General features: G+C 39.4%; 10 protein-coding genes. 7 read left to right on the forward strand and 3 right to left on the reverse strand.

The window, feature by feature from the left end:
* Positions 1–177: 177 nt before the first annotated feature.
* Positions 178–3435 (reverse strand): cytochrome c biogenesis protein CcsA, encoded by a 3258-nt coding sequence (gene ccsA, locus QE422_RS12785; protein WP_307458934.1) that lies wholly within the window; start codon positions 3433–3435, stop codon positions 178–180.
* Positions 3436–3785: 350 nt separating this feature from the next.
* Between ccsA and QE422_RS12790 the strand changes: the two genes are divergently transcribed.
* The 5 genes from QE422_RS12790 to QE422_RS12810 all read left to right on the forward strand — a co-directional run bounded on the left by QE422_RS12790 (position 3786) and on the right by QE422_RS12810 (position 10685).
* Complete coding sequence (locus tag QE422_RS12790; RefSeq protein ID WP_307458937.1) at positions 3786–6359, forward strand: DNA translocase FtsK; 2574 nt, start codon at positions 3786–3788, stop codon at positions 6357–6359.
* A gap of 67 nt (positions 6360–6426) precedes the next feature.
* Positions 6427–7074, forward strand: coding sequence for an outer membrane lipoprotein carrier protein LolA (locus QE422_RS12795; protein ID WP_307458941.1), 648 nt, complete (start codon positions 6427–6429; stop codon positions 7072–7074).
* 77 nt (positions 7075–7151) lie between these two features.
* A complete protein-coding gene (locus QE422_RS12800; RefSeq protein WP_307458946.1) occupies positions 7152–8612 on the forward strand; it encodes an LptF/LptG family permease in 1461 nt (486 codons plus the stop codon).
* A gap of 543 nt (positions 8613–9155) precedes the next feature.
* Positions 9156–9944, forward strand: a complete 789-nt coding sequence (locus QE422_RS12805) for a hypothetical protein (protein WP_307458949.1) — start codon at positions 9156–9158, stop codon at positions 9942–9944.
* 93 nt (positions 9945–10037) lie between these two features.
* Positions 10038–10685, forward strand: a complete 648-nt coding sequence (locus QE422_RS12810) for a hypothetical protein (protein ID WP_307458952.1) — start codon at positions 10038–10040, stop codon at positions 10683–10685.
* Between the two features lie 55 nt (positions 10686–10740).
* Here the strand turns inward: QE422_RS12810 and frr are convergent, their stop codons facing one another.
* Positions 10741–11295: a ribosome recycling factor gene (gene frr, locus QE422_RS12815; protein ID WP_307458955.1), complete on the reverse strand. Its 555-nt coding sequence runs from the start codon at positions 11293–11295 to the stop codon at positions 10741–10743.
* Positions 11296–11394: 99 nt separating this feature from the next.
* Complete coding sequence (gene pyrH / locus QE422_RS12820) at positions 11395–12102, reverse strand: UMP kinase (protein WP_307458957.1); 708 nt, start codon at positions 12100–12102, stop codon at positions 11395–11397.
* A 397-nt stretch (positions 12103–12499) separates the two neighbouring features.
* Between pyrH and porQ the strand changes: the two genes are divergently transcribed.
* Both porQ and cmk read left to right on the forward strand, forming a co-directional pair.
* Positions 12500–13492: a type IX secretion system protein PorQ gene (gene porQ / locus QE422_RS12825; protein WP_307458960.1), complete on the forward strand. Its 993-nt coding sequence runs from the start codon at positions 12500–12502 to the stop codon at positions 13490–13492.
* A 94-nt stretch (positions 13493–13586) separates the two neighbouring features.
* Complete coding sequence (gene cmk, locus QE422_RS12830) at positions 13587–14261, forward strand: (d)CMP kinase (protein ID WP_307458963.1); 675 nt, start codon at positions 13587–13589, stop codon at positions 14259–14261.
* The last annotated feature ends 50 nt before the right edge of the window (positions 14262–14311 follow it).

Genomic DNA, 14311 nt, shown 5'->3' on the forward strand with positions numbered 1-14311 from the left:
CCGAATATGAATTTTAAATTTTAGTCAAATATTAATCTTATTAATGACTTATTATCAAATCATGGTAAACCTATTAAAAAGTATATAGTTTCTCGACTTGACTCTCTAAATCCACTAACCATTTATATAAAAAAATCCCGAAAGTAAGTTTCGGGATTTTGTTGATCATATCAGATCTTATTTTTTAGTTAAAATTCTAAACTTTATGTAAGAGGCGATGGCCAGTGCCAGCATCGTTCCAAGTCCGATGTATACCCAAGCCGGAACCGGAACCGGATCTCCTGCCGCATAAGAGTGAAGACCGCTGAGGTAATAGTTTACCCCGAAATAGGTCATAACCATCGAACAGAAAGCAAACATCGTTGCTACATGGAATGCCCATCTGCTTCTTAATCCCGGAACCAATCTCATATGCAGTACAAAAGCGTACACCATGATGGAAATGAAAGCCCAGGTTTCCTTAGGGTCCCAGCTCCAGTATCTTCCCCAGGATTCATTTGCCCAGATCCCACCTAAGAAGTTTCCTACAGTTAAAGCAAATAAGCCAATGGTGAGAGACATTTCCGAAACAATCGCCAGTTCCTTCAGTGTCGTATCATGATGGATTCTATAGGTTTCTTTTTGCGAAATAATGTAGAATATTAAGCTGATAACGGCGATAATCATGGATAAGGCAAAAAAGCCATAACTTGAAGTGATAATTGCTACGTGAACAATTAGCCAGTAGGATTTCAGTACAGGAACCAGCGGTGTAATCTGCGGGTCAAGTGCTGAACCTCCGTGGGCAAATCCCATCATAATAACCGCTACCATAAATCCGGCGGCCGGAATTAATGCGTTGGAATTTCTGTACAGTAAAAGACCGGCCGTAATCCCCACCCATGAAATGAAGATAATGGCTTCATACCCGTTACTCCAAGGAGCGTGACCTGAAATGTACCATCTGGCAACCAAGCCCAGGAAATGGAAGGCATAGCCCACAATTCCTAAAATAATAATTGCTTTGATGGTTTTATTTAAAATTTTATTCGGTTTGAATAATTCCACAAAACCTAAAATCAGTAATAATCCACCGATTAACGTGTAGAAGATTAAAAGCTTGAAGTTGATGTTCACTTTGTTCATGAAAACTTCAAGATCAACTTTCGATTTTGCAGGCACTACCGCTTTACCCCATTTCTGCTGGTAGTCGGAAAGCTTTGCCAGCTCTGCATCGGCTTTGCTCCAGTTTCCGGTCTGCTGCGCCTGTAATACTTCGGCAAAATAAGGCCCCATTACTTTCTGGGATTCCATATCCGGCTCCATCTTCTGATCGAGCCATGAATGCCAGGTGTGGTTCGCATCATTCTTTACCGGAACAATTCTCATAAACTGGCCGCTGAAAAACTCATTAAAGATCTGTACCCTTTCATTTACGGCAATTACTTCCTTGTCATAATTGGTCTGCTCAGCAGGTTTTTTACGGAATGCCGTGTTGTAATCATTCTCAAGGATGTATCTTAAATTTCCATTAGCATCTGCCGGGAAAAGGTTCATCAGAGAAGTGTATCCTTCATCATCCGCCTTTGTTTTATTTTTTAATTCGTCACCGCCTTTTGTTCCTACTTTAATCATCGGAACCATCGTCCAGCTCGGTGTATCCGTATTTACGGAAAGGAACCATTGGTTGGCCGTTAATGATTTTCCGTCTGTTCCTTTAAATTCATCTTTTTTGTACAGTTTTCTTAAAACATCCAGTGCTTCGGTATTGATCGGAACGATACGTCCTTCAAAATTCTGAACCAAAAGATAGCCGAATTTATCGGCGTGCTCCGCACTGATTTTATTTCTTGCAATGATTTCGTCGGCAGAAATGGTTCTCATTTTGGCCATCGGTACGGCCAGGGAATTCTGCTGCGAAGGTTGGGCCTGTGCCGATTCCGGAGTATGGTTATGATTCTCTCCCTCTACATGGATATGTTCCCGGCTTCCGTCGGTTGTTCCGTGGGTTTCAATCTTCTGGGCGTTCAGTCCGAAGCTTAACAGCAATAAAAGTACAGTTGCCGCCTTCTTTTTGTTTACGTCTTTGAGGATTTTATTCAGCTTCCAGAAATGGGTCCCTTTCCAGAAGAACATGAAGAACATTCCGCCAAATAAGAATGTATAACCAATGTAGGAAATCAGTGTTCCCCAAAAATCGTGGTTTACGGAAAGTACAGTCCCCATTCTGTCCGGATCGAAACTCGACTGGAAAAAACGGTAGCCTTTATGGTTCAGTACGTGGTTCATATAAATTTTAAAAGGCGTCTGCTTGCCTTCATCAATAATTTTAATGTGGCTTTCATAAGCACTTGGGGAGGAACTTCCCGGATACGTTTCCATCACAAAATCCTCCAGTTTCAACGAGAAAGGAGTGTTGTAAACCTTAGGCCCAAAACCGACCATGATGTTGAGTCCATCCATGGTTACCTGCTTGTAAGCATTCGGGTTTCCTTTTTCTACGGAAAGGTCTACCACCTGTTTTGTTTTAGGTCCCTGAAGCTCTACTGTCAGCATATCGGGAACGTTCTGATCTTTCTTACGGTCTCCTTCAATGGATATTAATTTCCCTTTTCGTAAACCTTCGGGAACTACTAATTTTAATTCATTGATTGAATATAAACTTCTCAAGGCCAACGGCTGGAACTCATCTTTTTTAGTCGTCCCTGTCGCCTGGGTAGCCATGGTCATGTAGTTAGCATCTACCGGAGTTTTGATGAACAGTTTCCCGTTATCATTTCTAAATTCCACAGCACCATCGATGGCTCTGTTAAAGGTTACCAAAGTACCGTTGATGGATTTTGTTTCACCCGGCTTGATGAAAATATTCTGCCTGCCCGTCTGCCCGGTAGATACGAGATGAAGATATTCCGCCCCATTCGGATCTGCCACGAGGCTATCCTTTTTTCGCTGTACATATTCTTTGGCAACCACTTTTACCTGCTTTCCGTGGAAATCGTAAGTCGCTTCGAGATCTTTGTGCAGCGGGGACATCAAATAAGGAATATCCTGGTAATTCAGAACGTCTCCTTTTTCTTCGATCTGTATTTTAAGGAAGTTTTTATCGGTAACGATTTCATTGGAAGTTTCCCCTTCCCTGATGTGCATCATCCCTTCAAAACTGATGTACCGGGTAATAGCACCGCCGATAAAAATTAATACAAATGCCAGGTGGAAGACCAATACCGGCCATTTTTCTCTTTTCCACAAGCGGTATCTTCCGATATTGCCGATAAAGTTGAGAATAAGAAGGAGCATGATTAATTCAAACCACCATGCTTCGTAGATTAATGCTTTTGCTGTGGGGGTTCCGTAATCGTTTTCTAAAAACGTTGCATAGGCCATCGCGAATGCATACCCCAATAACAACACAGCCATTGTTCTGGTTGAGATCAAAATATCCTGGATCTTCTTCATATGTATATACTTGACATGCAAAAATAAGCATGATAAACTATAAAGCCGTGAAAAAAAGCTGTTTTTTATCACTTTGGAGACCCGAATCGTTATTTTGAATCATTCTTAATAATTCAGATTTTATTGAAGAAAAACCAACAGAAAATAAACTGAAAAAATTGTTCTTTTTTATTTGGGGAAAAATTTAATCCGCTATTTTGTCTTTATTCATTTTATTTTAAATATTTTTAATGATCAGAAAAGCAAAACCGGACAAAAATCTCTTTTTCACACCAGGAAAAATTAAATTTCTTTTCGCAAAAAAGCATATTATTTAATGTTGAAAAATATTAAATTTGCCAATTGACATTATGAATAAAAACACACAAAACAAATCGACGGAATCGCCTGATAAGGGCAAATTTTTATCAAAGCCACGGGTATTTTTCGGGCTTACGTTTATCCTTTTTTCCATCGTGCTCACTTTTTCATTCGTCTCGTACCTGATGAACTGGAAGGCAGACCAAAGCCAGGCGGGAACCATGCTGGACAAGAGTATCAAATCGTCTAACCTTTTTGGAAAACTAGGCGACTGGCTCGGGAATATTTTTATTTTTGAAAGCATCGGGGTTGCCTCATTCATCATAGCCTTTTTATTTTTGGTTTTCGGGATGGTCATCCTGAAGAAGAAAATGTTTAAGCCTTGGAAAACGGTTGGCCATTCCCTGTTTTTTATCTGCTGGCTGCCGATCTTGTTCGGAGCGATCACTAAAGGACAAGGGGTTCTGAGCGGGGTTTATGGTTACCAGATCATGGATTCCCTGAATGCAATTATTGGATCGGTAGGTCTCTGGCTGGTGCTGGTATCCAGTATTGCGCTGTATTTTATTCTGGAATTCAACCTTCGTCCAAGCTCCATTAAATCAAAGCTGAATGACATTAACGAAAGCACCATCGGAAAAGTGAAATCGATGATGCCGAGCTCCGATGAAAATTTTGAAGCGGATGAAGAACTGATCGAAGAACTCGAGGCACATAAGGAAGAAACTCCTGAAAAGATTAAAGTGACCGAAGTTGTAGAAAAACCCGCAGCCAAAACGAAAGTGCCGGAACCGGTAAGTATTCCGAAAGGATTTCCGGAAGTGCCGGTTTCTGCCGATCTGGATCCGATCATCACGCCAAACAACACCTCTTTTGAGGAAGAAAATAAAACGGATTTTTCACAATCCTTCAATCTGCCCCTGGACACAAAACCAAAGGTTCCAACTTCAACTCCTGAGCAGGCTTTTGATATGAGCTTTTCAAAGCCTGTAACCCCTCCAGCAACTACTGTTGCGCCAAAACAAGATATTAAGTTCAATGTCGAAGTAGCACCGGTTATCGATATTCTGGATGATGCAGACATCAAATCCCAGGAATTGGTCGACAAACATGGTTTGTATGACCATAAGCTGGATCTGGCGAAATTCCAGATGCCGCCGGTTGATCTTCTGAAAGATTACGGCAATGAAGAGATTTCTATTAATAAAGAAGAATTAGAAGAGAATAAAAATAAAATCGTAGGGCTGCTGAAAAATTTTAACGTCGGTATTTCTGAGATCAAAGCGACGATCGGCCCTACGGTAACCTTATACGAAATTGTTCCGGAGGCAGGGATCAGAGTGGCAGCCATTAAAAAGCTTCAGGATGATATTGCACTTAACCTTTCAGCGTTAGGAATCCGTATTATCGCACCGATGCCTGGAAAAGGAACGATCGGGATTGAAGTACCGAGGAAAAATCCTACGATGGTATCTATGCGTTCGGTTATTGCTTCACAGAAATTCCAGAATACCGACATGGACCTTCCGGTTGTTTTCGGAAAGACGATTTCCAATGAAATTTTCATGGCCGATTTATCGAAAATGCCTCACTTACTGATGGCAGGTGCTACAGGACAGGGTAAATCAGTAGGTATTAATGCGATTTTAACTTCCCTGCTTTACAAAAAACACCCGAGCGAACTGAAATTCGTGATGGTGGATCCTAAAAAAGTAGAGCTTTCTTTATATTCGAAAATCGAGAGACATTATCTGGCTAAATTGCCTGATGCAGAAGAAGCGATCATCACCGACACCAACAAAGTGATCAACACCCTGAATTCTCTTTGTATTGAAATGGATACGAGATACGACCTTCTTAAAAATGCTTTCTGTAAAAATTTAAAGGAATACAATAAGAAATTCACCGAACGTAAGCTGAATCCTGAAAACGGGCACCGCTATCTTCCTTACATTGTTTTGGTGGTAGACGAATTTGCAGACCTTATCATGACTGCTGGAAAAGAAGTTGAATTACCGATTGCCCGATTGGCTCAGCTTGCCCGAGCGGTAGGAATTCACCTGATTGTTGCTACCCAGAGGCCGTCTGTAAACGTTATCACAGGGATGATCAAAGCGAACTTCCCGGCAAGAGCAGCTTTCAGGGTGATCTCCAGCGTAGATTCAAGAACGATCCTGGATTCTCCGGGTGCGGATCAGCTGATCGGTAAAGGAGATATGCTTTATTTTAACGGAAATGAAATTTTAAGGCTCCAGTGTGCTTTTGTCGATACGCCTGAAGTGGAAAGACTTGCAGAATTTATCGGTGAGCAGAAAGGTTATGCTTCGGCATTCATCCTTCCGGAATATGTTTCTGAAGATTCCACAAGTACAGTGGGTGCCTTTGATCCTAATGAAAAAGATGCCTTGTTTGAAGAGGCGGCAAGAATTATCGTTTCCACGCAGCAGGGTTCTACTTCCATGCTTCAGCGACAATTGAAACTGGGGTACAACAGAGCCGGAAGAATCATGGATCAGCTGGAAGCAAGCGGCATTGTGGGGGGCTTCAACGGAGCTAAAGCGAGAGAGGTTCTCATCAGCGACCTGCATTCTTTGGAACAGTTTTTGGAAGATCTGCGCAGTTAAAAGAAAAACCTAAGGTTTAACTTTTACCGTAAATGAAAGTCTAAAATGTAAGTAAGATTTAAATAACATGAAAAACATTATTTCAAAAGTTGTCATCAGCAGTCTGGTAATTGGAGCAATGGGATTTACAAATGCCCAGAAGATTGATGCGAAGGCAAAGAAAATACTCGACGATATTACAGCCAACTATAAGTCAAAGAAGAATACGTATTTCAAATTCTCATTCGGCAGCGGTACCAATGGAAAGGTAGATAAAACAGAACCGGGAATTTATTACGCAGCAGGCAATAAATACAAACTAAAGATCATGGAAACAGAACAGATCTTCGACGGAAATAAAATCTATAACATCAATACGGAAGATATGGAAGTTACCGTTGCCAAACCAAATGGCAGCAGTTCTATGTTCTCCCCTATCAACTATCTGACGTCATACAGAAATGATTATAATGTAACCTACGAGGGTAAGAAAAACGTAAACGGCACAAATGCGGATTTCATCAAATTAACTCCTGTAAAATCCAATGGAATACAATCGGTTTATCTTTTTGTAGATGCTGCAAAGAAACAGATGATCAAGCTAGAGCAGCATGGGAACAACAAAGATCTGGCGGTGATCGCTATTACCCAGTATAAAGAAAACCAGACCTTAGATCCGGGAATGTTCGTGTTCGACAAGAACAAATACAAAAATTATCTGGTTACGGAACTTTAATCTACCGTATTATAAAAATTTCATAAAATATAAGAGCTGCAAAGGAAACTTTGCGGCTTTTTGATTAATTTTGGCGCATGTTAAAAATACTAGACCGCTATATCATTAAGACCTTCTTCGGACCGTTTTTCTTTATATTCAGCGTATTGTTTTTTATCTTCATCGTAAACATTATCTGGATCCAGCTCGGGCAGTTTATGGGTAAAGGATTAAGCTACTGGCAGATTATGAAGTTGCTTTTCTACTTGGGAGTAAGCGTTATCAGTATGGTACTGCCGCTGACGATCCTGTTGGCCAGTATTATGTCTTTCGGTGAATTTGGGGAACGGTACGAACTTGCCGCCATGAAAGCGGCGGGAATATCTCTTACCCGGGTGATGATGCCCCTGTTGGGAGTAACGGTCGTCATGTCCATTATCCTCTACTTTTTCTCAAACAATATCATTCCCGATTTTCAGCGAAAAGCGAAAAATATGCTTTTCAATATCGCTCAGACAAAACCCGCCCTGAATTTTACACCAGGACAGTTTATCGATCAGATCCCAGAAAACATGGTCAAATTTGACAAGATCACGGGGAAGAATGATGAAAATATTGAAGGGGTATTTGTTCATAAAAAAGCAAGTTCTTATGATAATCAAAGAACAATTATTGCAGAAAAAGGAAAATTTGTACAGGCTACTAATAGCAATTATTTGAAACTTATTCTTTATAAAGGATACGTGTACGAGGATAATTTTGCGGGAAGAGGTGAAAACATTCGTTTAAGGCAACCAGATCAAGCTATCAAATTTGATTCTTTAACCTTGCATTTTGATGTAAGTGACTTAATAAATAAAGCGATTGAAGAAGAAAAAATCACAGATGACTACCGTTTTCAGACCTTTGCAGAACTCAATAAAACCGTGGACAAAGCAAAAACCGATAACGACCGCTTTTTTACAAACGTTAATAATGACGTTCTGAACCAGACCAATTCGGTAATTAGCTATATGGATTCTAAACAGAACCGGGCCAAAGCGAAGCCGAAGCAGATGATTAAATTGGATACGGTAAAGAGTGCGAAAAAGCTTGAAATTATAAAAAATGCCTACGACCGACTGGAAAGCCTGAAAAGCACCCTGGAGGCAAAGAATAATGAGCTTGAGCCGGGAATAAAATATTATAACAAAGTGGTTATCTACCAACAGCGAATTGTTACCTACTCTTTTACCTGCATCATCTTCTTTTTGATTGGGTCTAGTTTAGGTTCTATCATCCGAAAAGGGGGAATGGGACTTCCTGTTATTATTGCCATTGTTATTTTTATTATATTCTACATCATCAATGTAGGATTTGAAAATATGGCGTGGTCCGGAAAAATCAATCCTTATTTTGCAGCGTGGGTTCCGAATATTGTCCTGTTCCCATTCGGAGTTTGGATGACTTATAAAGCCTTAACCGACTCGCAACTGTTTGATGCGGAAAAATACAAAGCTGCTTTCAAACCAATAGTGAAGCTTTTCGTGAAGAAAGAAGAACATAAACGCTATCAATAATTTTAATGTGCAATTAAATGAAGCAGGTGTCCTTATCAGGACACCTGCTTCATTTAATAGTCATTACAATGAGAAACTCCTCCATTAGAGGTTATATGAACATTACCTTGCCCCGTCTCACAATAGTATGGTCCGCTTCCAAAAAATTGAGGAGCTCTGCAAGTTCCAGTACGTGTTTCCCATGATCCATCAGCCTGTTGAATTGCCACAGAACATGCCCGGCCTCCAGCAACGTTTTTTAATTGTTCTCTTGAAAGTTTTTTAAAATTTTTCATAATAATTAATACTTTTATTTAATTAATTAGATCAAATGTAAACTTATATATTATATTATCATAAAAATTATAAAACTTTAACTTTACTAAATAAATAATTAAATATATGAAAAATTAATACATATTTAATTATTAAAACAAATAAATAATAGTATTTATTAAATGTTTACAAAATATTTCAATTTAAAGGGAATTATTAAAATATTACTTAATTATAAATTTAATTTTAACAATAAAAAATTATCTTTACCAAAATTAAAGTTATTCTATGAAAAAAATATTATTCATGGGGTTATTGAGCCTGGCTTCATACAATGTGTATGCACAGGAAGACAATACCGAATATGAAATGAGAACCGCCGAAAAGCCCGGTTACATCATCGACAAAGGTGGAAAAAAGATTGAAGGCATCGTAAGGCTGGCCGGAAACGACATGAGCCCGTGGACGAATCAGAAAAAAGTAAAATTTATCGCCTCAACGGATATCGATACCTCCAAAAAGAAACAGAAATTCAAAACCTATGACGTTGATGATCTGAAAGGATATATGGCTGTAGACAACGACTCGGAGAGAGTCTTTGAAAACATTAAATATACCAATGTGAAGGAAGCTTACAATACGCAGAACGGAGGATTAAGCGGTAATCTGAAAGCTTTAAACAATTTAACTAAAAATAATCAGTTTGCGGAGCTGGTTACTGATGGTAAGATTAAAGTATATAAAGTTTACGGATTTCCGACGACTTTCTCAGCGGGTAGCCAGGTGGCCGTTGCCGAAGCGGAAAATAAGAGAATGAGGGAAAACCCATCATACGTTTATTCCAAGAAAGGAGGAAAACCGGAAGAACTTACCGCAGCTAAAGCAAAGATTATCGTAGCCGACTGCCCTGTTGTGCGAGGTAAAGTTACGAAAGGCGAATATGCCTCTTTGAAAACCGATACCAAACAGAGATCGGGTCTTGGAAAATTCATCCGAAATGAGATCGGCAATGCAATGGCTGATAATAAGGCCATCGTGGATGAAGTAATCGTTGATTATAATGAAAATTGTAAATAATCAATTTAAAATACAGAAAAGCAGTTTCAGATTGAAGCTGCTTTTTTGTTTGCTTACGTTTTTTTGTACTATTGAATCATCTAAATTTATCATATGAAAACTTTAATGACTATACTCGGTCTTGTGCTTCTTATTTCGTGTAAAAAAGAACACTCGGAAATCAGTCGGGATGCTATGGCAGAAGACCGCACGACCATCAGGAATACTAAGAATCCAAAAACAGATAAATCCATTGAAACCATAGAGGATATTAAGAAGGAATATGCATATCTGAATACCCTTTTAATCTCGAAAAAGCTCGATTCATCGTCTTTTACATATAATTGTACTCCTACTGGACGGGAAGGCAGCGTTGTTTTTTATTATCTCGATAAAAAGCTAAGGATGGTAAAAAACTTATATTCGGAAAACAGTCATTTCTCTTCATCTACAGAATATTTTATTAAAGACCATCAGCCGTTTTTTATTTATAATGAAGAAACGTCGTGGAGCTTTGATGATGGCGGAACGCCTGAAAAACCGGAAACAAAGGATGATGTGGAAGAAAAAAGATTCTATTACATCAATAATAGACTGGAATCGTGCAGAGATAAAAAATATACCATAAGAAATAAAAATCATTCCGGACCGGAGAATGTTTCTGACGGAGAAAGCAAGAACTGCAATGATACGGAACTAATGAAAACATTTCAGGTTCTTCTTAAAAAGAAAGACGAAAAAGGAGAACTGCAGTGTTTTTAAAAACAAAAGCGGATTCATTTGTTGAAGCCGCTTTTTATATTTTTCATACTGAATATTATACTTTCATAATTTCAGCTTCTTTCACTTTAAGATGTTCATCACAAGCTTTTACATACTTATCAGTAAGCGCCTGAATATCCGCTTCCACTCCTTTGATGATGTCTTCTGAAACACCGTCAAGTTTTTTAAGTTCTTTCAGACCATTCTGTCTGGCATTTCTTACGACTACTTTCGTATCTTCGGTTTCACTTTTAGCCTGTTTTGCCAGGTCTCTTCTTCTTTCCTCCGTTAGTGGCGGAACGTTAAGGATAATATTAATCCCGTTATTGGAAGGTGCAAAACCTAAATTTGAATTGATGATCGCCTTTTCAATATCGTTGATCGCTTTTGAATCCCAAGGTTGAATAGAAATCGTCATCGCATCCGGAATAGAAACATTGGCTACCTGATTAATAGGAGTTAAGGCTCCGTAATATTCCACCATCACATCCTGAACCATCGTTGTGGACGCACGCCCCGCTCTGATTCTCTGGAATGCATGATCCAGGTGTTTAATAGCTGCTTCCATGTCCTGTTGTACAGACTCTACTATAAGATCTATTTCTTCCATTATATAATAAAAATTTGATAAGTTACACATTTTTATAGTTGATTAGTAGTGAGTAATAGGTAATGAGCAAATGAAAACACCCTTACCCCAAATTACTGTCTACAGATCAACTAAAGTACCAACATTCTCACCATCCACAATTTTTTCCAGATTGCCGTCTTTGTTCATATCAAAAACGATGATCGGCAGTTTGTTCTCGTGGCTCAACGTGAATGCGGTCATATCCATTACCTTCAGATTCTTGGCATAAACTTCGTCGAAAGATAATGAATTATATTTTACGGCGTCAGCATTTTTTTCAGGATCGCTGTCGTAGATCCCGTCTACCCTTGTTCCTTTTAAAATAACATCCGCATCAATTTCAATGGCTCTTAATGTAGCTGCCGTATCGGTTGTAAAATACGGGTTCCCGGTTCCTGCTCCGAAGATCACGACTCTTCCCTTTTCAAGATGTCTTACCGCTCTTCTTTTAATAAAAGGCTCGGCTACTTTATCCATTTCAATCGCAGACTGAAGTCTAGTTTTGATTCCTGCATCCTCCAGAGCGCCCTGCAAAGCCATTCCGTTGATCACGGTAGCCAGCATTCCCATGTAATCACCCTGTACCCTGTCCATTCCTTTTGCAGCACCGGCTACTCCACGGAAAATATTTCCTCCTCCAATTACAATGGCAACTTCGCAGCCTTTGTCTACTACTCTTTTTATTTCTTCTGCGTATTCCTGTAGCCTTTCGTTGTCGATACCGTACTGTCTGTTCCCCATTAAGGCTTCGCCACTCAGTTTTAGAAGGATTCTTTTATATTTCATTTTTTGTATAAATAACTTTTTTCCGTTAGGTTGATTGTCTGAAAATTTGACTTTGCAAATATAATCATTAATAAGGTTGGTTTTCAATTCTGCATTAAATTTTTAAATCTGCCGCTTCAAGCCGTTTCGTAGGACTTTTTGTGGAAATTTCAGCATTTTTACCAGGAGCTTTTTCCCGCTTTCCGCTGTATCTTTTTTGCCAATGCTTTTGCCTGTACAAAAAAGGATGCCGCTGCAATCGGGGCTAAATCATCCGTTCATCATATTACTTTTGAAAACCTGTTCAATTTAAATAAATAGCTGCTTTTGCAAAAAATACATATTTACGCATAAATAATGTGAGAAATATTTTGAAAAGTACGAAAAAGGATTATTTTTGCATTACTAATAAACTGAATTGAAGAAAATTGTCATTCTTTCATTATTTCTATCAGGAATTGTTTCTTATGCACAAACGGGAACAAATGTTTTTCCGTTCTTAAACCTTCCAGTATCTGCAAGGCAGGCTGCACTGGGTGGTGATGCCATTTCCGTAAGAGATCATGATGTTTCCTTTGCTATTGCAAATCCTTCTTTGCTGAATAAAGATTCGGATAACCAGCTTTCCGTGAACGCGACGGCTTATCTTGCCGATTCCAAATACGGAACGATTGCCTATGCCAGAGATTTTGATAACGGCCATATGGCGACCATCAATGCGAGGTATATGAGCTACGGGGATATTCCGAGAACAGATGACAGCGGTTTCGAAAACGGAACTTTTACGGCTTCGGATGTAGCCGTGGGAGCAGGATATGCCTATCAGTTTGAAGAAGACTGGACGATCGGCGGAGGACTGAACTTTATCACTTCAAAAATCGATAATTACACCTCTTCCGCAATTTCGGGAAATGCCGGGGTTACTTATCACAATAAGAAAAATAAGGAAACGGCGTCTGTTGTTTTCAGAAATTTCGGATACCAGTTCAAATCATTCAACGGAACCAGGGAAAATCTTCCGTTCAGGGTAGATATAGGATATACGAGAATACTAAAGGCCATTCCGTTGGCAATTACCATTACTGCGCACGATATACAACAGTTTGATATTTCTTCACAGTATAATGTGAACGGGCAGGAAGTAAACGCGGGAAGAAAAATTGCAGACCATTTCTCCCTGGGGGCCGAACTGTTTCCTGAGAAAAGCTTTAATATCAGGTTAGGATACAATGTAAAGAGAGGAAACGAATTGGCTGTAGCAGACCAGAGAAACTTCTCCGGAATTTCTGCGGGTTTCGGCGTTAAGCTTTCCAGGTTCAGAATCGATTATGCTCACGTAAGATACCATAATGCATCGAATGTCAACCAGATAGGTATTTCCATAGATCTTACAAGTCATGCGGGATATTAAATCATATGGAATTACAACAACAAAATAAAAAGAAACCTTAAGAAATTCTCTTAAGGTTTCTTGATTTTTAAGAAAAAATCTGGAAATTTGCGTTATGAAAAAACCTGTAATTGCGATCGACGGGTACTCGTCTACCGGAAAAAGTTCCATCTCTAAAATCATTGCCGAAAAGCTGGGGATCATCCATCTTGATACCGGCGCGCTGTACCGGGGAGTAACCTGGTTTGCCCTTCAGAACTGTACCGGTGACGACGGATCAATCGATCTGAACAGCCTGTTTTCATCCTTTCACGAAATCGAACTTGAATTTAAAAATGCTGACGGCGAACTAATTCTTTTCCTTAACCACATCGATATTTCCAAAGCCATCCGTACTAATGAAGTTTCGGATAACGTAAGTTTTGTGGCCAAACAGAAAGAAGTGCGGGATTTTCTTCTGCAATCCCAGCGTTCCCTGGCAGAAAAAGGCGGCATCATCATGGATGGCCGTGACATCGGGACCGTAGTCCTGCCAAATGCAGACTATAAATTTTTCCTGACGGCAAGCATCGACGAACGTACCAGAAGAAGATACCAGGAACTTATTACTTTAGGAATCGAAACCGATGAGCAGCAGGTAAAGAAAAACCTTGTTGAACGCGACAGAATAGACAGTGAGCGCGAAATCGCTCCATTGAAGCAGGCTGAAGATGCGATCGTCATCGACAATACGGATCTGAATAAGAAAGAAACAATCGAAGAAATCCTGTCCCACATCGAAAAGATTTAACAATTTTTAATACCCGCTTTTTCCCTTTGGTATGTTAATTGTACATTTCA

Origin of the sequence: Chryseobacterium sp. SORGH_AS_0447 (assembly GCF_030818695.1) — a bacterium.
Classification (GTDB): Bacteria; Bacteroidota; Bacteroidia; order Flavobacteriales; family Weeksellaceae; genus Chryseobacterium.